Genomic DNA, 23919 nt, shown 5'->3' with positions numbered 1-23919 from the left:
TCAATATATATGTTCCAATAAATAAATTAATATTATTTTAACTATGCTACATAACGTAAGTGGAACTTATATACTTTCATCCGTAACTTGCCTATTCTCATAATTATACTGTAGCTATTCCAACTAAAAACTACATTATTTTATCAACTGTCTATGGATTTAATATAGAAGCATTATTGGGAATTATATATTTCAAAAATTTTATCCACTGGATTAAATTAACTAGAAATCCTTATCTATAAACTTTTAAATCCTAGTTCTTAATTTATATATAAACTTTTACCTTGTATTCTCCTGGCTTCTGATAAGGAATAAAATCTTCTGTTATTGGTTTATCATTTAAAATTATAGCCTTAGATTCACTTCTCTCCACCTTTATATGATAAACTGCTCCATCTTTTTTATATGTGATCTCAAAACCATCCCAACTTTCTGGAATACATGGCTCTACTTTAAATCCTTTTCCATAATTCAATTTAAGTCCAAGTATACCATCAATTCCAGCTCTATACATCCATCCAGCACTTCCTGTATACCAACTCCAACCACCTCTTCCATAGTTGCCATCTGCAGAATAAACATCTGCTACTACTACATAAGGTTCTACCTTATATAATTGACAATCTAAATGTGATCTTGTATGACTTATAGGATTAAGCATATTAAATGCTTTATATGCTTTTTCCTGATCTCCAAGCATTGCATACGCTAGAATTACCCAAGTAGATCCATGAGTATACTGTCCTCCATTTTCTCTTACGCCCTTTACATAACCTTTGATATATCCTGGTTCAAGCTTTGATTTATCAAAAGGAGGAGTAAACAATAAAATCATGTTTTTATCTTCTAAAACTAGTCGATCTTCCATAGACTTCATTGCCTCTATAGCACGAGTTTTTGAAGCCCCGCCAGAGATTACACCCCAGCTTTGAGCTAAAGAATCAATCTGACATTCATCATTTTCAATAGAGCCCAATGCTGTTCCATCATCAAAGTACGCTCTTCTGTACCATCTTCCGTCCCAAGCATGCTTCTCCATATTCTTTCTTAATTCTTCAGCAGAGTTTGCGAAGTAGTTTGATTTTTCACCATCACCTCTGAATTCCGCAATCTTTGTGAAATCCTTCAAGATGCTGTATAAGAACCATCCAAGCCATACACTTTCACCTTTACCTTCATTACCGACAGTACTCATACCATCATTCCAATCTCCACTTCCCATTAAAGGTATGTTATGCTCCCCAAGTCTTAAGCCTCTTTCTATAGCTTTTAAACAATGTTCGTAAATGGAACCACTTACTTCACTGACTTTAGATATAGTATATCTTTCATCTTCACCATCACTTAATGGTTCATCTTCAAGATATGGTGTCATTTCATCCAATACAGAATAATCTCCTGTATTCTTTATATAGTCAGCAACAACAAATGGTAGCCATAACAAGTCATCAGAAAATCTAGTTCTTATACCACTATCTACTACTGGATGCCACCAATGCTGAACATCTCCTTCTAAGAACTGTCTAGTTGAGGAATATTCTATTTGCTTTCTTGTTATCTCTGGTCTTAAATAGCTAAGACTCATTACATCTTGCAACTGATCCCTGAAGCCATATGCCCCACCTGATTGATAGAAGGCAGTTCTAGACCATACCCTACATGCTATATCTTGATACATAAACCAACCATTTAGCATTAAGTCCATTGCCTTATCTGGTGTTTTAACTTTAATGGTTTGAAGTAAATCAATCCAGAAATCCTTAACTTCCTTAAGCGCTTCTTCTGCTTTCTTTACTTTACTGTATTTCTTTATTATAGATTCTATTTTTTGTTTTTCATCGTCTTCACCAAGTAATACTAAAAGTTCAACTTCCTGTGATGGTTCTATTTCTATCTTACTTTGACAGCTTAAACATGGGTCGATACCTCCACCAACCTTGTTTGATAAATTTTTATACTTAAGAGCTTCTGGCTCCTTTAACTTACCTTCTCTACCTAAAAATTCTTTTCTGCTACCACAATATGAAAGACTGCTTCCACCAACAATAGTTAAATAAGTATATAGTCCATTGAAACTTTGACTATAAGGATTTTCCGCCGTTATGCATTTATCCATCAGTGAAGTTACTATTTGACCAGAAGTTTTCTCTGGAATTACCCCCATGACCATCTGTGCATAGTACGTTAAGGATATTTTTCTTTTCTCATCACTATTATTCTTTAGCTTTACTGATATAATTTTTAAGTTTTCTCCTCTTGGAGTAAACAAAGTCATTTTACCGTAGATTCCAATATGATCATGTTCAAAAGAAGAATATCCAAAGCCATGGCGAACTAAATATTGTTTTTCATCCCTTATTGGACTTGCATTGATATTCCAAATATCACCGGTATATTCATCTCTAAGATAAAGAATTTCTCCAGGTGTATCTCGAATCCAATCATTGTTCCAAGGAGTAAGTTTATTCTCCCTACTATTTTTATGCCAAGTATAAGAAACTCCTATCTCCGATACATGATGACCAAAGGATTCATTTGAAATAACATTAATCCAAGGTGCTGGAGTTTTCTTTCCATCCTTAAGACTTATTACATATTCATTATTTTCTTCATCAAAGCCTCCATATTCATTATAGAACTCCAGTTTTGGAAGTTTTATTTCTGTATCCTGATAATTGTACTTTTTCTCCTTTAATACTGGAAGCTTTTCAAGTTCTACAGGCTTTTCAGTAAATCTTATTTGATTTATTAAAAGTCCATTATTTGCATCAATAACCAATCTAGAAATTCCCATAAGCAACTCAATAATTTGTTCTGGTATCATCCCTCTATCGTAAAAGAATACTCCACCTGGTTTATTTTTTCTCTCTCTTACATGACTAGAAGCTATGGTATCTCTTATATACGTAGCAACAGTCTTTGCATAAGAACTCTCTTCCATATCTAAAATTATTAAATCAACCTTCAAGCCTTTCATAGACCAATACTCATGAACCTTAAGTACTTGTTTTACAAGTCCCTTATCAACAATTTTATAGACCTTTAACAATAATATAGGTAAATCTCCTGATATACCATATGCCCATAACGCTTGCTGCCCTAGTTTTATTCCTCTAATATAATTTTCTCTATCTTTAAGGTTATCACTTAAGAATAAAATTCTAGACGCCATAAATTGATATAAATTTGCTTGTGGATACTTGATACCTAGGTATTTTAATTCCATGTCACTGTGAGTTTTCGCTAGACTAAAGACATTTGTTATATGATTAACCTCCTTATACTTTCTAGCAAGAGTCACAATTTCTTCCTTATCGCAACCAGTTGCCGTTACAAAATAAACTTTACAACTTTCATCTGGTTTTAGTTTTATTCTTCTTCTTAAGCTAATTATAGGGTCTAAAACTGCACCTTCTGAATTTTTAAGCTTTGAATCACTTACCATAGCCTCTGGTTCAGATAAATCTCTATTTCTTCCTATAAAATTTTCTCTTGAAGTTTCAAATTGAATCATTCCATGTGCTTTATCTTCTACAATTATATTCTGCATCATCCATGGAACCATTTGACCCTTAGCCCTTGCTCTTCTATTTGCATAAACACAACTTAATTCCTCATCAAACTCAGTACCAATGAACAGATTGCTAAAAGCAGGATGAACTGCATCGGCACTATATGTTGCTAAGGTTACCTCGCTGTAGCTAGTTACCTCTATTGTTTTTTCTTTATTGCTCCTATTAGTTATGAAAACTTCTCTAACTTCAACATTATCTTCACTAGATACTGCTATTTTCGTCTCTGTCAAAATCTTATCATCAGTTCTAGAAAATACAGCACTATCCAAAGCAAAAACAACCTTATATTCATCAGGCTCTTTCTTTGTTGGTTGATATGTTGCACTCCAAAATTTATTCTCGTTAACATCCTTTATATAGATAAACATACCACTTTCATTTATTGTCATATCTTCCCGCCATCTATAAAGCATCATATCCTGAACCTTACTGTAACCACTTCCACTAGTAGTCAACATAGTTGAATAGAAGCCATTGGATAATAAAACAACTTCTGGTTGCGGAGTTTTTGGAGTTGAAAATTTCCTAAGGATTATATTTGATTTATCTATAGTTATCTCTGATGTATCTAGCTTAACTTCTCTATCGTAAACTACTTGCTTTGGCATTCTTTCTTGGAGTAATAGTTCTGTAGCCCTTACTCTTGGAATACGATGAAATCTCTCTTGGAAGATATTCTTATTAAGTATATTATTTAGTGCCATTAGGCTCATGCCTTGATGGTGAACCATAAAATTCTTTACTATAGCCTTATTCATTCCCTGAGGCAATCTTTCTTTAGTGTAATCTATAGCTTCATAATAACCATACTTTCCTTCAAGACCTTCCTTAGATAACTCTTTCAAGTTTTCTAACCCACTTCTTAAATCTAATTGCATAGCCATGATAGTTGAATATGGAGAAATTACAAGTTCATCTCTAAGTCCTCTCTTAACACCTATACCTGGTACTCCATGAGCTTTATATTGATAGTTTTTTAAAGTATCAAAATAATAGAACGCTGATTCTGATATCCCCCATGGTACTGTTTTTTTCTTTCCATAGTCCTTTTGCCCTTCTATTACTGAAATATAAGTATTGCTTAAGAGAGTATCTGGATAGCTTTTCATAATCAACAACGGCATCATATATTCAAACATAGTTCCGCTCCAAGATACCAAGCCTTTTCTCTTACCATCCATCAAAGTAATGGCTCTTCCAAGCTTAAACCAATGATGTTGAGGCACATCTCCTTTTGCAACAGCTATAAAACTGGTAGCTCTTGATTCTGATGCCAACAGATCATAAAAAGAGTTATCTAGTTTATCATGCTCAACATTATAACCAATAGAAAAAAGCATTCTGCCCTTATCAAAAAGCATGTGAAAATCCATGTCATTTCCAAATTTCCTACATGCAGAAGAAAGAGTTTTTAAGCTTAACATTAAAGCTGTAATCGATCTATTTCCTTTTTCTATTCCTTCCATCAAAATACTATTTGTCTTTTTATCCTTTAAGTTGAACTTACCCTTCTTAAGATTTTCAATCAATTTTTCAGAAGCTGCTGGCACATCTTTCAATAGGATACTACTGCCTAAATTATTTAGTGGCTCTAATATTTTCTCATATGTAGGCAAATCACCTTCTACAGTTTCAAGCCAAGGAAATAAATTATCTAATGCTTTTCTATGTTCCTTTAGAGAATTTTTTAACTTCTGGAGCCAATAGGACTCTAAATTCTCGCTAGCTACTAAATTATCAATTTCCCTTACAGCATCAGCAATTTTTCTTAATGCTCCTCTAAAGGTAATAATATTAAACTCCGTAATATCCATTCCAGCCTTTATATTTGTAAAGAAATCTTTATTTTTCAAAGAAGATCCTAACTCTTCTTCTACTAAATTCATAATATCTTTGAGCCCTTCGTTAAGAGTTGAATCTAAAATGGGCTTATTTAAGTAATCCTTGAAAGTAGATTGTATAAGCCAAAGATAACTTAATAAATTTCCACTATCCACAGTAGATACATATTTGGGACATAATGGTTTCCTGTTCTGTGTATCATACCAATTATAAAAATGCCCCTTATATTTTTCTAAGTTCTCCATAGTGTCTATTATTTTTTCAAATTTATTAGTGAAATTAAATATATCTATATATCCCAAGTCATGGGCAGAAATAAGAGCAGTGAGTCCCATTCCGATATTGGTAGGAGAAGTTCTTGGAGCTACTCCTACATAAGGATCTTCTTGATAATTATCCGGTGCTAAATAGTTTGTTTCCTCACCTACAAAATCTTCAAAATAGCCATAAGTTTTTCTAGCAACTTTTCTTATAAATATTCTTTCACTTTCACTAAATTCTACAGTTTCCTTTAAGTTATCACGACTAATTAAGTAAGCCACATATGGACTTATTATCCATAATAACACTGACGGCATCGCCCAAGCACCAGCATATATATCATGTTTAAATGCTAAAATTCCAATAATCAATCCAATTAGGCTTCCTTGCCACATGTATTGAATGTAGCTCTTTAAGGTTTTTCCGCTTTTAGCTTCTGCATCAGCAGCAGTTTGCCATTCAAGAAGATTCCTCTTAGATATAAAAAGTCTATATAAAGTTGTTATGATAGCATGTAACATAATATAGCCATTATAAGGCAAGAACAAAAATATCAAGAATACTTGCTCTATTACATTTTTGCCTTGAGATATTTTACCTGACAAACTAATCCCTTTGATAGGTGCTACTATAGCCTCAGACACATCAAAGAGCAGAGGTGTAATTAATGCTATAATTGCTATGGCAAGCCACAACTCATTATTTAATGGAAGCACCTGAAAAGATAGCATCACCAATATTATTAAAGATGGTGAAATTAAACTTCTTCTTAAATTATCTATCATCTTCCATCTTGATAATCCATTTAGCACTGATTTTTTGAAGATCCATGGTAATAACTGCCAATCACCTCTTACCCATCTATGCAATCTCTTAATTGAAGCAATATAATAAGCAGGATAGCCATCAATACAAGCAATATCACTGACTAAAGCGCATCTAACAAAGGAACCTTCAATAAGGTCATGACTTAAAATTGCATTTTCCGGAAAAGCATCATTTAATATACTATGAAAAGTATCTATGTCAAAAATTCCTTTACCCGTAAAAATACCTTCTCCAAAACTATCATGATACACATCTGATATAGCCATGGTATAAGTATCTATTCCAATATCTCCAGAAAATATCCTAGCAAACATGGTTTTATTAGCACTGATTGCACTAATATTTATTCTAGGTTGCATTAACCCATAACCCCTTAAAACTTGCTTTCCACCTTTATCCATTACAGGCCTATTAAGTACATGGCTCATTGCACCTATTAACCTTTTTGCAGTATCCATCGGTAATTGAGTGTCTGCATCTAAAGTTATTATATATTTTGACTTCCTGAGATTTGAAAGATTTCCGCTAATGACATTATAACTAACCTTTTCATTTCCTTTTAGTAAGTCAAGAAATTCCATTAGTTTACCACGTTTTCTTTCCCATCCTAACCACAATTTTTCTTTTTCATTATATTGTCGTTTTCTATTTAAGTAAAAAAACCTTTGTTCTTTTATAGATGCATACTTTTTATTTAACCTATGGATTGCATCAAGAGCAGCATTTTTTATCTGTTCATCGTTATCCTTATGCTCGGATTTGTAGTCCACATAATCTCCCAAAATAGCAAAATATAGATTTTTATCTTCATTGGCTAGATAATAAGTTTCCATATGTCTTGCTAATTCTTCAGCTCTCTTTTCAGAATCTATAATAGTTGGAATAACTACGATTGTTTTATCCTCATCAGGAATTCCATCTTCTAAATTCATCTTAGGTACAAATCTTCTTTGTATAAGGTTATTAATACTCCAATTTAGAATTGCATTTACTATTTCTGAACAAGGAATAAGAATAACCAATATAGCTATAATATATTTCCATATAATCACATTACTATCATTCCTGTAAGTAGAAAGCATAATTAACAGTTCTAAAAGTATAGTACCTAATACAATAGTGAATATATAATAAGTGGCATTGTTTTTTCTTAAGTGACTTCTTATTATATCTACCCACTTATCTTTATAATTTACCTCTTTTTTCAGGCAAGCTATACCTTCGTCTATAAGATAATAACCGATATGTCTTTTATGCTCCTCAGTCTCATTTCCTGCACATTCTAAAAGTTGCTTAGCTATGTAAGTTTCAGATACCTTGAATTTTCTAGAATAGCATTCAACTTTATGCCTATAATAATCCCTTGTATCAAAATCCATTTTCTTATAAACACCTGCTGGATCTGCCCTAAGCAATTTTTCTACAAAGCTAAATTCTTCAAAGAAAGCACTCCAACTTATAGATGAGATCTCTCTTATTCCACTTATAGAATTATCTAAAGTAAGCTGAAAATATCCTTGTTTTTGATGATCTATCAATATCATTCTTTCTGCATTATCACCCTGTCTATCCAATGCTTCATCAAACCATTTGTATATTCTCGGATTTTCACAGCCATTATCCCTTAAAGTCTTTAAAACCCGCTCTATAAAGTGAGATGAAAGAGGATTTTCTATATCAATTGAGTTTAAAGTTTTATTTATTCTTTCTTCATCGTCACTATATATTACTAATTCATCAGCAATAGAATCTCCTATCTTTTTTTCTTTTTGAGCAAAAGCCATTTGCCTTGTAACAATGCTTATATTTTTAATTAGAGCTACTTTTAGCATAATTGGCAAAGCCCAAAGTTCACAGGATGTTAAAGTAGTTATCTCTTGATATGCATTTATAAAAGATTCTATAGAACCTTTGCATATCTTTCCTTCTGTATAAGCAACTATACTCGCTGCTATTTGATAAACTCTTGGGAAACCAGCTAGTTCCCCCTTCGTGAGTACAGGAAGCCTTTTATAAAAAAAGTTTGGTGTCTTAAACTTAATATCCTTATACTCTTTTTCTATAAGATAAAGATTATCTAGCAACCATTGAGAAGCAGGGATAACCTCTTTTTTATCTCTAACATCTTTATCAATATATTCATAGCCTTTGATTATTTCTTTATAACTTTCGTCTAATAGCTTTCTTATCGCTTGTTTGCTGTTAGCTTCCTTTGTTTCCGAGAAGTTTTGGGATATATCAAGAGCGTGATTTTCTAATCTATCCATCATTCCACTTCCTTTCTTCTAAGTCACTATTCTAGTATTAGCAAACTTTTTAAAAAATATTTAAAAATATTTAAAAGCCTGTGAGTATTTTACCCACAGGCTTCTGAAGCTTAATTATCGTTTTTGGTTAATTGGAAAGCCCTGATAGGGTTTTCTCTTCTTACGATCACTTTCTGATAGATCTTCACCTACCTCAAGATTGACCTTAGATAACTCCCTCTTTATTTTCTCACTCTGCTTTTTAGCATCTCGATGATTAAATAAACGTGCTTTTGAATCCTCCAACACAACCACCTTCTCTTCTTAAGCTTCAATAGTATTATGTGTAGTTTTGAAGTTTTTATACTATAAATTTATTCTTTATAGTATTTAACTTTGTAGCTATTATCGTTCTCTATTCTTTTTTCTACATTTCTCTTCCCTATTATCTCTGCAATCTCTATCAATTGCTATTTCTTCTGCCACCTCTAAATTGTTGTTATTCCGTTTGCAATCTTCATTTCTATTTCTTTTGTTTTCCTTATTTTTCATTTTTGTCATCCTTTCAACTTTTAATTAATCAGAAATACAATGTTATTATGCGTTAAAAGGTACAACGTATACTATGAAATATCTTCAACAAAATTCCATTTATTTCAATTTATAATCTTATAGCATTTCTCGAAAATAAAATATACTTTTCTCTATCTAAAGGATTTACTCCAACCCGTTCTCTTGTAGCTCCTAATTCTAAAGGAATAGGTTTATATCCAGAAAATCTTGTAATCATAATTCCTTTTCCGCTAGATATTATACCCAATTTAACAGGATAATCTAAGGATGTTGCCACTGGAAGTTGCCCCTCTACATTGAAGGTTCCTGCTTCTATAATAGGAGTATCAAAGGTACCTCTCATTTCAACTATATCACCTAGAAGCTTCCCACCAACCTCTTCAGGCACAATTATCTTAAAATTAAGCACTGGTTCTAATAAAGTAGTCTTTACAGTTGCTAGTCCATTCATTATTCCCATAGCTGTAGCAATCAAGAAATCTCCTGGATTGCTGTGCATAACATGATCTTCACCTTCGACTAAAGTGACTTTTAGATCTATTACCTCCCAACCATAAATCCCTTGCTTCAGAGTTATAGGTAATTGCCGTTCTACTTCCCTTTGATATTTCTCTTTTATATCTTCTTTCCTAACCTCTGACTTATAACTAAGTCCTGATCCTGTTTCTGCTGGCTCTATCTTAAACCGAGTCACAGCCCAGCATGGCTTTGGCATAGTATATCTGCAATGACCATAACCTGAAGAAGCAGGAGTTTCTTTATAGATTACTGAAGGTTCTCCAAATTCTACTACTATATTAAATCTTTCAAGTAAGATAGCCTCTAAAATTTCAACCTGTATCATGCCCATAATTTGAATATGCAGCTCATTTTTTTCTTTTATCCATTGGAAGTTCAAAAGAGGATCTTCCTCTTCAAGAATCTCAACAGCTTGTACAAGCTCCATATATTTTCCCTTTTGCTTAGGAAAAATTTGAAGGGTCAATAACGGTTTCGCTATATTAGGAACAAAAGGTATATTTTCTTCACTTCCTAAGATATCTCCGATAGATATTTTAGATAACCCAGAAATGATGCCAATGTCTCCAGCGGTAAGTTTTGTGCAATCAACTTCCTTATAACCACTAATTTTTTTTATTTGTGCTACTTTTTCTTCCACATCTTTCGTAACATTATGAACCAAGGTTCTGTTTTCTAATGAACCTTGAAACATTCTCACGTAAGCAATCTTGCCTAAAACCTTGTGATGTTCAACTTTATATACAATAGCAGATAAGTCACCTTCTTCATCAACCACTAGTGGTGGAAATAATTTAACGACACTATCCATCAACTCTTCAATACCTACATTCCTTATACCTGAGGCAAAAAGAATAGGATAAAAATCACCTTGCCCGGTAATTTTTGCTAAAGCTTCAGTAATTCTATTATCACCAATCTCTTCATCTTCTAAATAAGCTTCTAGCAAGGATTCATCGTACTCAGAAAGCTTTGTAATAGCTTCTTCCATATAGACACTATCTTTAAAATCCGTCGTACTAATCCCCTTAATCACTGGATCTTTAGTATTTTCTCCTTCAATACATTGTATTGGTGCTACTTTCTCTGTAAGTTGCATGTTTATATCTTTAATCACTCTGTCTATATCAGCACCTATTCTATCTATCTTATTTATTACTATTAATGTAGGGATTTTCATAGCCTTTAAAGCATCAAAGTATACTTTTGTTTGTGGCTGGACTCCTTCTACAGCTGATATAATAAGCACTGCTCCATCAAGAACACCTAATGCTCTTTCTACCTCAGCAGAAAAATCAGCGTGCCCTGGTGTATCTATTAAGTTTATCTCGGTGTCTCGCCAAATGAAATTAACTGCTGAAGCTTTTACAGAGATTCCTCTTTGTCTTTCTATATCTAAATTATCGGTGCGTGTAGTGCCTTTGTCTACAGCTCCAAGACTTCTAATTACACCACTTTTAAAAAGCATATTTTCTGTAATTGTAGTTTTTCCAGCATCTACATGGGCCAATATCCCTATATTTCTGATGTTTTTTTCCTTTCTCATAGAATACTCCTCGCTCGTTATTAAAAATAGTTACTCTCCATTAACTTTATATATAATCTCTATAATATTCCTACATTAAATTCTTATACCATTGATAAATCAATGTAGGTTTTTTAATCAGAAGATCTGCATTTAATTAGCCTCTAATCTTTAATTATTCCTTAACCACATTTACAGGGTTACCTTCTAAAAATTTTCTTACATTGTCTATAGCAATATTCATAAGTCTCTTTCTTGCTTCAAAGGTGGCCCAGGCTATATGTGGTGTTATTATTATGTTTTTAACTGTAAGTAATGGATTATCTTTTGTTGGCGGTTCCTTTGATAGAACATCTACTGCCGCTGCAGCTATATCTCCATTATTCAATGCATTAGCTAAATCCTGTTCTATAACTAATGGTCCTCTTGAAGTATTGATTAAAAAAGCTGTTTTCTTCATCATTGAAAGATACTTTTTATTTACTATTCCCTCTGTCTCCTTTGTTAAAGGTGCACTTAGGGAAATAACGTCAGAATTTGTGAACAGTTCTTCTTTTGAACAAAAGGTTACTAATTCTTTGAATTCTTCCTTTATCGTTCTAGTATAAACCATGACCTTCATACCAAAAGCATTAGCAACCTTTGCCGTAGCTATTCCTATACTACCAAAGCCTATTATACCCATTGTCTTTCCTGCAAGTTCCACCAACGGGAATCTCCAGAAGGCGAAATCAGAGCATTTTACCCAACATTCTTCCTTCACCAAATCACTATGCTTTTGTACAGAATGACAAAGTTCAAGCAACAATGCGAAAATAAGTTGTACTACAGAATCTGTACTATAAGCTGGAATATTTGTTACTATAATATTTTTAGACGTAGCATACTCTACATCAACGATATTATACCCTGTAGCCAAAACCCCAATATATTTTAGTGTTGGAAGTTTCTCTAATATCTCTTTTCTTATAGGTGTCTTATTTGTAATTAAAATATCTGCACTCTCACAACGAGTTAACATTTCTTCTTTAGAAGTTCTATCGTAAATAGTAACATCTCCTAATGCTTTTAATCCATCCCAACTTAAATCTCCAGGATTTAAAACTTTTCCATCTAAAACAACAATTTTCATATTTAAAATTTCATGAGCATTGAAATTCAAGTTATACTCACTACTTCTCCTTCCTTATGTAAATCTTCTATTTATATTTTTAAGCAATCAAATACCACTTATCTAATTTCATCTAATAACTCTATTTTAACCTATATTCTTTAAGAAATTTAGTTTTTTCTAATTTATATATAAGTTCCAATAATGTTTACACATTTAATTCATATCATCTTGATAAAAACAATGTAAATTTTTAATCAGGATATATATATTATTTTGAATAATATATATTACTTTTATATTAATAAAGATACCAATAATCATTTTACTGAGTAATATAAAGTATAGAGATTATTTGGAGGGCTAATAATTTATGCTTAAATCCAAGAAAAATATAATAGCCAGGCTTCGTAGAAAAATTGTTAACTTGCCTATTTCTAAGTTTCCCTATTACAGACTCTATAGACCAACATACGCACTTACATTACCTGAAGTTAATAGACTAAAAGGAAGAAGGATCAGAACAACTGTCCCAAATATAGTTGGTACTATAACCGCAACAGTTGGAGAATATAATCCTAATACTAATCGAGTAGAGCTAAAAAATATCATTAGTGATCGAACTGGTGTAAGCTATGGTAATTTATCATATCTTCTTGACGAGATAGCAGGTTTACAGGTGTTGCCAAAGGATAACGGAACCCCTGGAGGCTCAAAAGATTGCCAAATCACAGGCGGGAAAGGCAAATATATTACTTCAGGTGAAACATCTATAGGTAATGTATCTGTAAAATATACAATTCATGAATGTATGATAGAAATCATACCTAGAGTTGATGGACTTCCTCCAAGAAGACTTATTATTAACAGAAATAATACAAGAGTCCAGACTATGTTCCGGACCTCCCCAAGAAATAGAATTAAATTTACAGCTTGGATACAAAACAACACAGTTTGGGTAGAAATAGAATACCAGCGCAGAACACGTTTTGGAAGATGGCAACGGATTAATGAAGTTAGAACAAAATTAGGAACTTGGCAAGATTTAAAGATCTAATTATTTAGATTTCTTACAAAGGAATATAACCTTGCTTATGTGTTAAAAACTTTATGGGATTTCCTCACTTATGTTTGTTTTTTCAAGAAAACATTTCATCATAAAATGAGGTAAATCCCTTTTAAATTACTTTTTATTTCACGAAAATCTGCGTTTTTATAACCATTTTAGTTAATATAATACATAAAATATATTGTAATCCATTCCTTATAGTAATATAATTGTAAATAAATAGATTTTAAGGGGATGTGATTTAATTGTGTAATTTATCAACAATGCAAAAAAAGGTTATTCACTCAAATAATCTTAATAGAAAATTACTTTTACTACCAAAAACTTTATTATTACTAATGTTTTTTGGGTTACTTTTTTCTTTTATTCATAGCTATGATACCTATGCAGTAGAACCTACTATACAATGGGAAAAAACAATATTGGAAGGATATACTTCTTCTGATATGCATCCTACTTCTGATGGAGGATTTGTGATAACTGGATCAATCCCTATAAACGGTGCCCCAGGTACATATTCAAATGTATTCGTTTGTAAATTTAATAGCCTTGGAAATATAGAATGGACTAATAACTATGGACTGGAAACTCATGATGAATGGGGAAATAAAATAATCCAAACTAAAGATGGCGGTTATTTAATACTTGGATCAAGATCCAAATCTTCATTTGCTACCTATGATCCAACTACAAAACAATGGATCCATGATATTATCTTTGATATACCTAACACTATGTATATTGCTAAATTAAACTCTTTGGGTCAATTACAATGGCAACAAGAAGTTGGCTATAATCTTTGTGTAGAAAATACCGCTATAGTCGAAACAGATGATTCTGGTTTTTTAATCTGTGGTCAAGAAGGTGGCGGTTTTTACTGTGGACCTCTTTATACGAACCTTTTGAAATTGACTTCACAAGGAACAGTTCAATTCTCTAAACAATTATCACAATTATTTCCGGTAACTTCTCTAAACAAAACCACTGATGGAGGATATATTCTTTCAGGTTTTAATAATGGCTTATTTATTTTAAAGCTAGACTCTTCATATAATGAAAACTGGAACAGTACTATCACTTTATCAGACGAAGCAAGCTATAACTATAAAACCTCTGTAATTGAAACATCTACTGGCTTTTCAGTTGCAGGAGTTGGTTCTAATAGTATTCTTGTAAGTCTCGACAAATCAGGACAGATATTATGGAATAAGACATATGTAAATGGAAATTCATATAGAGCAAATTCCGTTAAAGGCACCATCGATAGCGGTTATTTTTTTGGTGTAAATACCACTCCTCAGGGTACTGTTACTAATATTGCACTGTATAAAGTAGATTCAAACGGTGATAAACAATTTGAAAAACAACTTACCGTTAATAACGAAGAACTTTCAGCAGTTTGCCCAACAAAAAATGATTCATATATAGTAGCAACCAATTACTCCAAGAATGGGAAAAATTCCATCCACTTAATGAATCTTTCCTGCAAGCCGCCAACTCCAAATGTTAAAATAGTTGATACAACTGATACTTCTACCATGATAAATATTCAAGATAGTAACCTTGAAAATACGTTATATCAAATAAAGATAAATAATAGCTATTGCACATCAAAAGGTTCTTTAACTACTGAACCTACATGGATTTCACTTGATAAAAAAAAGGTTTCTATTATAGGATTATTACCAAATACCTCATATAATATCACAGCTAAGGCTCGCAACGTCAATGGGTTAGAAAGTTTAAACAGTGCATCTGTTACATTTACTACATTGACTACAGAAGCAGCTGCATATAAACAACAATTATTAGCAACAACAAATGCAGTAATTAAGGCAGAAACAAGTAAGATGCAGATAGACCTACTAAGAGCAACAAGTCTAGTGGATCTTTTACCAGATTCAACAGATAAAACAAACTTATCAAATAGACTAGTAGCCGTACAGAATTCTATAGATTTAAATTATGCAACAAATGCAGTAGTTAAGGCGGAAGCAACTAAACAACAAATATATGTAGAAAGAGCTCTGAGCCTAGTGGACATTTTACCAGACTCAATAGATAAAGTTAACTTATTGAACAGATTAGTGCTTGTGCAAAATACTATAGATTTAGCTAATGCAACAAACTTAGTGATTAATGCGGAAACAACTAAACAACAAATAGATATATATATAGCGATTAACGTAGTAAATGATTTGCCTGATTCCACTGATAAGACCAATTTATTAAACAGGTTAGTAAGTGTTCAAAATAATATAAATAATTCAACGAATTTAACTATTGCAATAAATGCAGTAATTATGGCAGAGACAACTAAACAACAGTCTGACGTATCAATAGCACAAAGCCTAGTAGAAGGTTTAAAAAGCGAAACAGATAAAGCTAATTTATTAAATAGATTATCACTTGTGCAAAGTGCTATAAATTTGACCAGTGCAACAAATTTGGTAATTAAAGCAGAAGAAAGTAAACAGCAAATAGATGTAGTTATTGCCAAAAACTTAGTGGATGTCTTACCAAATTCTTCAGACAAAACTACTTTATCAAATAGGTTATTATCTATTCAGAACTCAATAAATGATGGAATAACTTTAGATAATGCAATAAAAGCAGTAATTAAAGCTGAGGAAAGTAATCTACAAGCTGATGTAGATAGATCAAAAGGCTTAGTAGAGGCTTTACCAGATTCTTCAGACAAAACCAATTTATTAGATAGGTTATTAGTTGTGCAAGCTTCTATAGATAATGCAATAGGTGCAGTAGAAAAAGCTGAGGAAACCAAGCTTCAAGAGGATGTAGATAAAGCAACTGCTTTAGTGAATAAATTGCAAAGTTCTGAAGATAAGATTAAATTAAAAAATAGACTAGTAGTTATTCAAAATATACTAGACTTAAATAGTGTAACAAATGCAGTAATTCTAGCAGAAGAAAGCAAAGGGCAATTATATGTAGATAAAGCTAACTCATTAGTAAGTAAGCTACAAGACTCTATAGATAAGCTTAATCTGGTAAAAAGATTAACAATTGTTCAAGGTTATATAAATTTAAGTAATGCACAAATTGCAGTAGCAAAAGCAGAAGCAAGTTTGCAGCAAGCAGATTTAGACTCTGCAAAAACTTTAGCTGTTGCTCTACCAATTAGTATAGATAGAAGTAATTTATTAAATAGGCTAGTCAATGTTCAGTACAGTGTAAATCTAGCTAATGCAAGAACTGCAGTGAATATAGCAGAAGGAAGCAAACTTCAAGCAAATCTAGATGCAGCAGTAAACTTAGTAAATGCATTACCAAGTTCATCAAATAAAACTGATTTATTAAATAGATTAGTATCACTACAAAATACAATTAATTTAGCAAATGCAACAAACGCAGTATCAAAAGCAGAGGCGACTAATGTTCAATCTGATGTAGATGCTGCGAAAGAATTAGTAGTTAATTTACCAGCTTCTACTGGTAGAACTAATTTACTTAATAGGTTAACAGTTGTTCAAAATAAGATAAACTTAATTATCGCAACGAATACAGTAGCAAAAGCAGAAGTAACTAGATTACAAGCTGATGTAGATGCCGCTCAAAACTTAGTAATTCAATTGCCAAGTAGTGCAGAGAAAACTAATTTACTAAATAGATTAGTTAATGTTCAGTACAAAATAGATTCAGCTAACGCGACAAATACGGTGATTAAAGCAGAGGGAAGTAAACAACAAGCCGATGTAGATACAGCAATAACTTTAGTAAATTCTTTGGCAAATTCTACAACTAAAACCAACTTATTAAATAGGCTTTCTTCTGTTCAAAATATGATAAATTTAACAAATGCAATAGTTAAAGCAGAAGAAAGCAAATCCCAGGCAGATATGAATTTAGCCCAAAGTTATATTGATAAATTGCCTAGTGATGATATAAATAGAACTATATTTCAACAAAGACTTGCTTTGATTAAAGCTTAGAAATTTGCAAAATTAATCAGATATTTATAAAAAGAAACAGATATTATTTCAGAAAACCTTTTTTAGGCTATAGATATAATATCTGTTTCTTATTCTTTAAATTCAATAAAAATAATTTATGTTCTAGTATAATTTATTGTAGTACAAAAATAATAATTAAGATTTTATATATCCATAACTATTTTACCATCTTTTATTTCTACAATTCTATCAGCCTTTTCAGCTATTCGTCTATCATGGGTTATTACCACGAATGTTGTTTTAAACCTTTCATTTATATCTCTCATCAAGTTATATATATTTTCTGTAGACTCTGAGTCAAGATTTCCTGTAGGCTCATCTGCCAATATTATTTTTGGGTTGTTCATTAAGGCTCTTGCTATGGCTGTTCTCTGCTGCTGACCACCAGACATTTTAGTTGCAAGATTATTTTTAACCTTTGTAAGTCCAACAAGATCTAATAACTCCTCAGCTCTTTCCAACGTTTCCTTTGAAATTTTAGAAGTTTTAATATTATAGGGCATTAGAACATTCTCTAGTGCAGTAAACTCTGGAAGAAGATAATGAAACTGAAAAATGAATCCTAGAGTTTCATTTCTAAGTTCTGCAAGTTCATTTTTCTTCATGATGTCAGTTCTTTTTCCATTGATAAGAACTTCTCCGTTGGTTGGTTTATCTAGGGTCCCCATTATATTCAAAAGAGTACTTTTCCCACTTCCAGAAGAACCTATTATAGAATTAAAACTCCCCTCTTTAAAGGATAGATTAATATCATTTAATACTTGCGTTTTAATTGAACTACCATAAATTTTATCTATATTTTTCAAACTAATTATATCAGCCATTTCGTATCACCTCTATTGGATTAAGTTTTGAAGAACGTCTTGCAGGAATCAATGCAGCTATAGTAGATGATGCAAGTGCAATTATTGCAGAAAGAACTATAAAACCATAATCAATATAAAGTTCTACAACTGGTGTTCCATCAGGGTTTACTGCAAACTTTGTAAACATTAGTCCTAATAAAAGACCCAGTGCCACTCCAAGGATTGCTCCCATAACTCCAAGTAAAAGTCCTTGGAAAAGGAATATCAAACTTGCGGTTTTATCCTTTATGCCCATTGCTTTAAGAATACCAATTTGCTTTGACTTTTGAATAACTGTTATGGCAAGAACACTAGCTATTGCAAGTGCAACTGCTATTAAAACAAAAACTTGTATCATTATACTTGAAACACTCTGACCATTAAGTCCACTAAGCAGTTCTGCGTTTTGAGCCTTCCAGTTATCAACCTTAAAATCAGCATCAAGCTTAGAGGTTAAATTTGTAGCAATTTCATCAGCTTTAAAAATTTCTGTAACCTGCATTTCTATGCCAGTTATTTTACCTTCAAGTGAAAATATCTTCTGAGAGGTTTCTAGTGTTGTAATCATCCATGATTTATTTAAGGAAGCTACATTAAGATTATAAAACCCTGTTATAGTTAATTTATTGACTTCTCCAGAGTTAGTTATAATCTGAAGCTCATCGCCAAGTTTAGCTCCTAACTCCTGTTGAAGTTCCTTACCTATAATAACTTCTAAATCACCCTTTGGCTCTCTGCCTTCAAATATTCTATTCTTAATGTTATAGATTTTGTCTGAATCTTCTATGTTCATTCCTCGTATTAAAACCGAATAGTTCTTTTTATCTTTCTTAATAAGTGCTGGGGCATCAGAAACTACTGAAATATTTGTAATTCTATCTTCTGAAGTTTTGATTCTATCAACAATCTCATTATAGTTCTTTATAAATTTATCGTCTGTATTTGAAGATATGGTAATCTGAGGTGAATTACCTATGGTTTTATTTATAAGACTTTTCTGAAGTCCTTGAATTAAAGAACCAATAAATATCTGAACCGATACACCAACAGCAATTCCAAGTACAATAAGTGAGGTTTGGCCTTTACTCGACTTCAAGAAACGTGTTGCAATTTTAAGTGCTAATCTCATACTTCATCCTCCTGTGCCAGTTTCTTTATGTCTTCAAAAGTCTTAATATACATATCAGCTTTGAGTTCCTTATAACAAGCTTCCATATTCTTGAAAGCATTTCCTCCGACAATTATTTTAACCATAGAGTGGGATTCCTTTATCTTTTCGATTGCTTTGCGTGCTGCCACAAGATTATAATGATTGGATATGCTTAATGCTATATAATCAAAGTTTAAAATCTTCAAAGCCTGCACAAATTCTTCTTTTGGTGTATTGCTACCTACAAATGTGGAATCATATCCTAATAGTGTAAAGAAATCAGTAACCATCCTTGCCCCTATTTCATGATATTCTTCAGAAGGGCATACAACTGCAACCTTTTTATCAATTTCAAATTTATATTTTTCATCTCTTTCTTTAATTACATAAGTATAGCAATTTTCAATAATAGTTCTTATGATAGAGCTTCGTATATGCTCTCTCCAAATAAAGGTCATGTCATTTTCTGCTGGTTTCATATTATTTAAAGAGGGAGCAAGTATTTCAGTATAAAGAGTAATTATGTCTATTTCATCGTTTTCAAGCTTAGATAAAACAAAACTTAATGAATCTTCTCTATTCTCGGCTTCAAGATGTTCCATGAATTCATTATAAAACTTATTCATAAAAATGCTCCTTTCGGATAATAATTATTAATTAACTATTTATATTATATATCACATTTTGAATTAAATCAATGGATATCTTAAAAATATTTTGATAAGGTACACAAAACGTGATATTATAAATTTAATGATATTAGTGAAAGGAAGTAACCTATGAATAACAGTCTCGCAAATCGTATAAAAGACCTTAGAAAGAATAACGGATACACTCAAAAAGAGCTTTCAAGTCTACTTGGCATAGGCCAGACTACTGTAGCTAACTATGAGCAAGGAACAAGAATTCCAGATACAGAAAAGCTTAATAAGATGGCTGACTTATTTGAAGTTACACTAGACTATCTTTTAGGAAGAAATGAAAAAATATCACCCTCCAATAAAGAGGTTAAAAGCAAGACTATAGATTTAAAATCCGCTAATGAAACTTATTTGGAATATCTTTTAAAAGGAGACAGCAAAAAAGCAAGAAAATTTATATTGAGCCTTCATGAAGAAGGTATAAAGATAGATTATATATTTTTTAATATACTGGATAAGGTTTTGAAGAATGTTGGTATCCTGTGGGAAAAGGGAATAATTGATGTATGGAAGGAACACTTTATATCCGAGGTAACTATTGATGTTATGAAAGAAATAAAATTTAGGGAGGAGAACAGAAATCATAAATCAATATCGATTATAGCTTTAAATCCAGGTTCTGAGCTTCATAATATTGGCCTACGGATGATAAGTGATATACTGGAGCTTGAAGGCTATCATGTAATTTATCTAGGTTCTAATGTTCCAGTACAGAGTCTTATTAAGGGAATCGAGATTGAAAATCCTAAGTTTATTGCTATTTCTGTTACATTAGAGCACCATATAGACTCTGCAATATATATGATATCTGCTATTAAAAATTATTTTGGAAAAAGTTCACCTAAAATAGTAATAGGCGGCTCAGCTTTTATAAATTATGATAAAGTATGTGAGAGAACAGGGGCAGATTACTATAGCTTAGTGCTTGATGATATACTGGATATACTGAATAATACAAAAGCCTACTAAGTTTATTTCCTAGTAGGCTTTCTAAAGTATATTTAATTGTTTCTCACGTGTTAGTTTTCTAATTGAATTAATTCTTCATAGCTTTGTCTTCTACACATAACCTTTGTATTTCCGTCCATAACGCTTACTACTGCAGCCTTAGGAGTCTTATTATAGTTATTGCTCATAGAATATCCGTAAGCTCCAGTAGTTGGAACCACTAGGATATCACCGCTGTTCACTTTATTTATCTCAACATCTTTTAGTAGTATATCTCCAGATTCACAGCACTTTCCTGCTACAGTTACTACTTCTTTTTCTTCGTCATTCATTCTGTTTGCAAGAGCACATTCATAAGCAGCGTTGTATAATGCTGGTCTAATATTATCAGTCATTCCACCATCTATAGAAACATATTTTCTTATATCTAGTACTGATTTGATAGCTCCAATGGTATATAATGTACTTCCTGCATTACCGATTACTGATCTACCTGGCTCTATAACTAATCTAGGAACCTCCATTCTAAGTTCCTTAGCTATTTCTTCAGCTTTATTAACTATTGTCTCACAGAACTGCTGAGCTGACTTTGGCTCGTCTTCATCAGTATAGTAAACTCCTATTCCACCACCTAGGTCAACGTCTGTTATATCTATATCAAACTCATCTCTTATACGTTTTGCAAGAGTAAACATCAATCTTACTAAATCTCCATAAGGTTCGATATCAAAGATTTGTGAACCAATATGTGCATGAATACCTATAAGCTTTATATTTTCTTTTTCCTTAGCAGTCTTTATAGCAAAATCCAATGCTTCACTGTCTATAGTAAATCCAAATTTAGAGTCGATTTGTCCTGTTTGAATATAATCATGAGTATGAGCTTCAATACCTGGAGTGATTCTAAAATATATATTTTGGACCACATTTTTTTCCTTTGCATATTTATCTATAAGCTCTATCTCGTATAAATTATCCACAACAAAGGTTCCTACTCCAAGATTTATCCCCAATTTAATCTCTTCATGTGACTTGTTGTTTCCGTGAAAGAACACTTTCTCTAATGGAAAACCAGCTTTATAAGCAGTAAATAATTCCCCTCCAGAAACTACATCAAGGCAAAGTCCTTCTTCATTTATAATTCTACACATCTCCATAGGTAAAAAAGCTTTTCCAGCGTATGCTACTCTGTTTTTTCCCTCTTTAACCTTAAAAGCATCATAATAGCTTTTGCAAGTATTTCTAACAAGCTTTTCATCTATAACATATAATGGCGTTCCATAATTTTTAACAAGTTCTGTTGAAGCGACACCACCAATGTATAATTCGTTATCACGAACCTCCATAGTTCCTAACAATTTCATATTTTTAGCCCCTTTCACGGTGAAACCTTTGTATATCTACAATCTTCTACCTTCATTATTGTTTTACCCTTTAACATTTTACCATTTATTTTAATCAGTGTCATTACAGATTAAACTTTTCAACAATAAGCTTAATAGCTCTTTCTTTATCAGCTTGATATATCGCACAAGTAATTCTGATTTCTGATGTTGTTATCATCTTAACAGAAATATTTTCTTCTGCGAAAATTTGAAATACCTTTGCCGCGACTCCTGAAGTATTCTTCATCCCTATACCAACCATTGATAACTTAGTTATATCTGTATCTATAAAAATGTGTTTTGCATCAATAGCCTTCTTTAATATATCCATGCACTCATTTAGGTCATCCTTTGGTATAGTAAAGGATACCGTCACCATACCATTTACTGGTGCACTTTGACTTATCATATCTATAGAAATCTTTCTTTCTGCAATTGTTCCAAAAAGCCTTGATATTATATTCATTTTTGCATCTAATCCTTCTAATGTTATGGCTACATCCTCATCACTAGTAGCTATTCCTGTTATTGGTTTAGTCTCCATATTAACAACCTCCGTAATCAGTGTTCCATTCATTTCACCGTTTGCTAAGCCCACATAAATTGGAATATTATACTTCTGTGCCAACTCTATACTTCTTGAATGCATAACTTGAGCCCCCAAGCTAGCTAATTCTAGAATTTCCTCATAATCTATTTGTGGTATCTTTTTTGCTTTTACATACTTTCTTGGATCACAGTTATAAATTCCATCAACATCTGTATATATCTCAGAAATACCATTAAGTTTAACCGCTATAGCAACGGCAGTAGTATCTGAGCCACCTCTTCCTAAAGTTGTTATGTTTCCCTCTTCATTTACTCCTTGGAAACCTGCAACTATAACTATCTTATCTTTATTCAAAGCTTCTTTTATTTTTTTATCATTAATATCTTTTATTAAAGATTTTCCGTAATTACCTGTAGTCTCTAAACCTATTTGGTATGCAGTATAACTAACAGCATCAACACCCTTTTCCTTTAAAGCCATTGCAAGTAAAGCTGAACTCATCATTTCTCCAGTAGATAAAAGTGCATCTAATTCTCTTTTATCAGGATTTGGAGAAATCTCTTTTGCAAGATTAATTAAATCATCCGTAGTATCTCCCATAGCAGAAACTACAACTACTAGTTTATCTCCTTTGCTTTTTCTTTTTATCAATGTATCTGCTATCTTTTTAATTTTTTCAGCAGTAGCTACGGAACTACCTCCATATTTCTGTACTACAATTGCCATTTCTTCACCTCTTCAACATAAATAATAATAGGAATCTTTTAATTTTTATTACTATCTATTTCTATTTTGAAAAAGTCTCATATTTAATTCC

Annotated in this window: 13 protein-coding genes; 3 read left to right on the top strand and 10 right to left on the bottom strand. The window is 32.1% G+C overall.

What is annotated here, in order from left to right; translation table 11 throughout:
• Positions 1 to 265 precede the first annotated feature (265 nt).
• From CLOCEL_RS03320 to CLOCEL_RS03305, 5 genes are all read right to left on the bottom strand, one after another.
• Positions 266 to 8776 carry a GH36-type glycosyl hydrolase domain-containing protein gene (locus tag CLOCEL_RS03320; RefSeq protein WP_013291606.1) on the bottom strand — a complete coding sequence of 2837 codons (8511 nt, stop codon included), beginning with the start codon at positions 8774 to 8776 and terminating at the stop codon, positions 266 to 268.
• Between the two features lie 111 nt (positions 8777 to 8887).
• Positions 8888 to 9058, bottom strand: coding sequence for a hypothetical protein (locus tag CLOCEL_RS22690; RefSeq protein WP_010074804.1), 171 nt, complete (start codon positions 9056 to 9058; stop codon positions 8888 to 8890).
• A 99-nt stretch (positions 9059 to 9157) separates the two neighbouring features.
• Positions 9158 to 9304, bottom strand: a complete 147-nt coding sequence (locus CLOCEL_RS03315) for a hypothetical protein (protein ID WP_010074805.1) — start codon at positions 9302 to 9304, stop codon at positions 9158 to 9160.
• A gap of 109 nt (positions 9305 to 9413) precedes the next feature.
• Positions 9414 to 11390 (bottom strand): GTP-binding protein, encoded by a 1977-nt coding sequence (locus tag CLOCEL_RS03310; RefSeq protein WP_010074806.1) that lies wholly within the window; start codon positions 11388 to 11390, stop codon positions 9414 to 9416.
• Positions 11391 to 11544: 154 nt separating this feature from the next.
• Positions 11545 to 12501 (bottom strand): D-2-hydroxyacid dehydrogenase, encoded by a 957-nt coding sequence (locus tag CLOCEL_RS03305; protein WP_013291604.1) that lies wholly within the window; start codon positions 12499 to 12501, stop codon positions 11545 to 11547.
• Positions 12502 to 12853: 352 nt separating this feature from the next.
• Between CLOCEL_RS03305 and CLOCEL_RS03300 the strand changes: the two genes are divergently transcribed.
• Positions 12854 to 13537: a hypothetical protein gene (locus CLOCEL_RS03300; protein WP_010074808.1), complete on the top strand. Its 684-nt coding sequence runs from the start codon at positions 12854 to 12856 to the stop codon at positions 13535 to 13537.
• A gap of 275 nt (positions 13538 to 13812) precedes the next feature.
• Entirely contained in the window at positions 13813 to 17502 is a 3690-nt protein-coding gene (locus CLOCEL_RS03295; protein WP_242655207.1) for a fibronectin type III domain-containing protein, read from the top strand.
• 164 nt (positions 17503 to 17666) lie between these two features.
• On the opposite strand, the gene CLOCEL_RS03290 is transcribed toward CLOCEL_RS03295, so the two are convergent.
• From CLOCEL_RS03290 to CLOCEL_RS03280, 3 genes are read right to left on the bottom strand one after another with little or no spacing between them, the layout of a single operon-like run.
• The gene (locus CLOCEL_RS03290; RefSeq protein ID WP_010074810.1) at positions 17667 to 18347 is read right to left on the bottom strand and encodes an ABC transporter ATP-binding protein; all 681 of its coding nucleotides are present in this window, start codon (positions 18345 to 18347) and stop codon (positions 17667 to 17669) included.
• Entirely contained in the window at positions 18340 to 19497 is a 1158-nt protein-coding gene (locus CLOCEL_RS03285) for an ABC transporter permease (protein ID WP_010074811.1), read from the bottom strand. Before CLOCEL_RS03285 ends, CLOCEL_RS03290 begins: the two co-directional genes overlap by 8 nt.
• Positions 19494 to 20144: a cobalamin B12-binding domain-containing protein gene (locus CLOCEL_RS03280; RefSeq protein WP_010074812.1), complete on the bottom strand. Its 651-nt coding sequence runs from the start codon at positions 20142 to 20144 to the stop codon at positions 19494 to 19496. The genes CLOCEL_RS03285 and CLOCEL_RS03280 overlap by 4 nt, the downstream gene beginning before the upstream one ends.
• Before the next feature lie 153 nt (positions 20145 to 20297).
• Here CLOCEL_RS03280 and CLOCEL_RS03275 point away from each other — a divergent pair, with 153 nt between their 5' ends.
• Positions 20298 to 21188 (top strand): helix-turn-helix domain-containing protein, encoded by an 891-nt coding sequence (locus CLOCEL_RS03275; protein ID WP_010074813.1) that lies wholly within the window; start codon positions 20298 to 20300, stop codon positions 21186 to 21188.
• A gap of 50 nt (positions 21189 to 21238) precedes the next feature.
• On the opposite strand, the gene lysA is transcribed toward CLOCEL_RS03275, so the two are convergent.
• On the bottom strand, positions 21239 to 22531 hold the full coding sequence (gene lysA / locus CLOCEL_RS03270; RefSeq protein ID WP_010074814.1) for a diaminopimelate decarboxylase: 1293 nt from the start codon (positions 22529 to 22531) through the stop codon (positions 21239 to 21241).
• A gap of 103 nt (positions 22532 to 22634) precedes the next feature.
• Positions 22635 to 23828, bottom strand: coding sequence for an aspartate kinase (locus tag CLOCEL_RS03265; RefSeq protein ID WP_010074815.1), 1194 nt, complete (start codon positions 23826 to 23828; stop codon positions 22635 to 22637).
• Positions 23829 to 23919 lie beyond the last annotated feature (91 nt).

This window comes from Clostridium cellulovorans 743B (assembly GCF_000145275.1).
Classification (GTDB): domain Bacteria; phylum Bacillota; class Clostridia; order Clostridiales; family Clostridiaceae; genus Clostridium_K; species Clostridium_K cellulovorans.
This window is presented reverse-complemented; position numbering and strand designations above follow the sequence as displayed.

Bases quoted from the DNA above. Each gene is read 5' to 3' on its own strand.
- CLOCEL_RS03315 (WP_010074805.1), bottom strand. From the start codon at position 9,304: ATGAAAAATAAGGAAAACAAAAGAAATAGAAATGAAGATTGCAAACGG.
- CLOCEL_RS03310 (WP_010074806.1), bottom strand. From the start codon at position 11,390: ATGAGAAAGGAAAAAAACATCAGAAATATAGGGATATTGGCCCATGTA.
- CLOCEL_RS03290 (WP_010074810.1), bottom strand. From the start codon at position 18,347: ATGGCTGATATAATTAGTTTGAAAAATATAGATAAAATTTATGGTAGT.
- CLOCEL_RS03285 (WP_010074811.1), bottom strand. From the start codon at position 19,497: ATGAGATTAGCACTTAAAATTGCAACACGTTTCTTGAAGTCGAGTAAA.
- lysA (WP_010074814.1), bottom strand. From the start codon at position 22,531: ATGAAATTGTTAGGAACTATGGAGGTTCGTGATAACGAATTATACATT.
- CLOCEL_RS03295 (WP_242655207.1), top strand. From the start codon at position 13,813: ATGCAAAAAAAGGTTATTCACTCAAATAATCTTAATAGAAAATTACTT.
- CLOCEL_RS03265 (WP_010074815.1), bottom strand. From the start codon at position 23,828: ATGGCAATTGTAGTACAGAAATATGGAGGTAGTTCCGTAGCTACTGCT.
- CLOCEL_RS03320 (WP_013291606.1), bottom strand. From the start codon at position 8,776: ATGATGGATAGATTAGAAAATCACGCTCTTGATATATCCCAAAACTTC.
- CLOCEL_RS03280 (WP_010074812.1), bottom strand. From the start codon at position 20,144: ATGAATAAGTTTTATAATGAATTCATGGAACATCTTGAAGCCGAGAAT.
- CLOCEL_RS03275 (WP_010074813.1), top strand. From the start codon at position 20,298: ATGAATAACAGTCTCGCAAATCGTATAAAAGACCTTAGAAAGAATAAC.
- CLOCEL_RS03305 (WP_013291604.1), bottom strand. From the start codon at position 12,501: ATGAAAATTGTTGTTTTAGATGGAAAAGTTTTAAATCCTGGAGATTTA.
- CLOCEL_RS03300 (WP_010074808.1), top strand. From the start codon at position 12,854: ATGCTTAAATCCAAGAAAAATATAATAGCCAGGCTTCGTAGAAAAATT.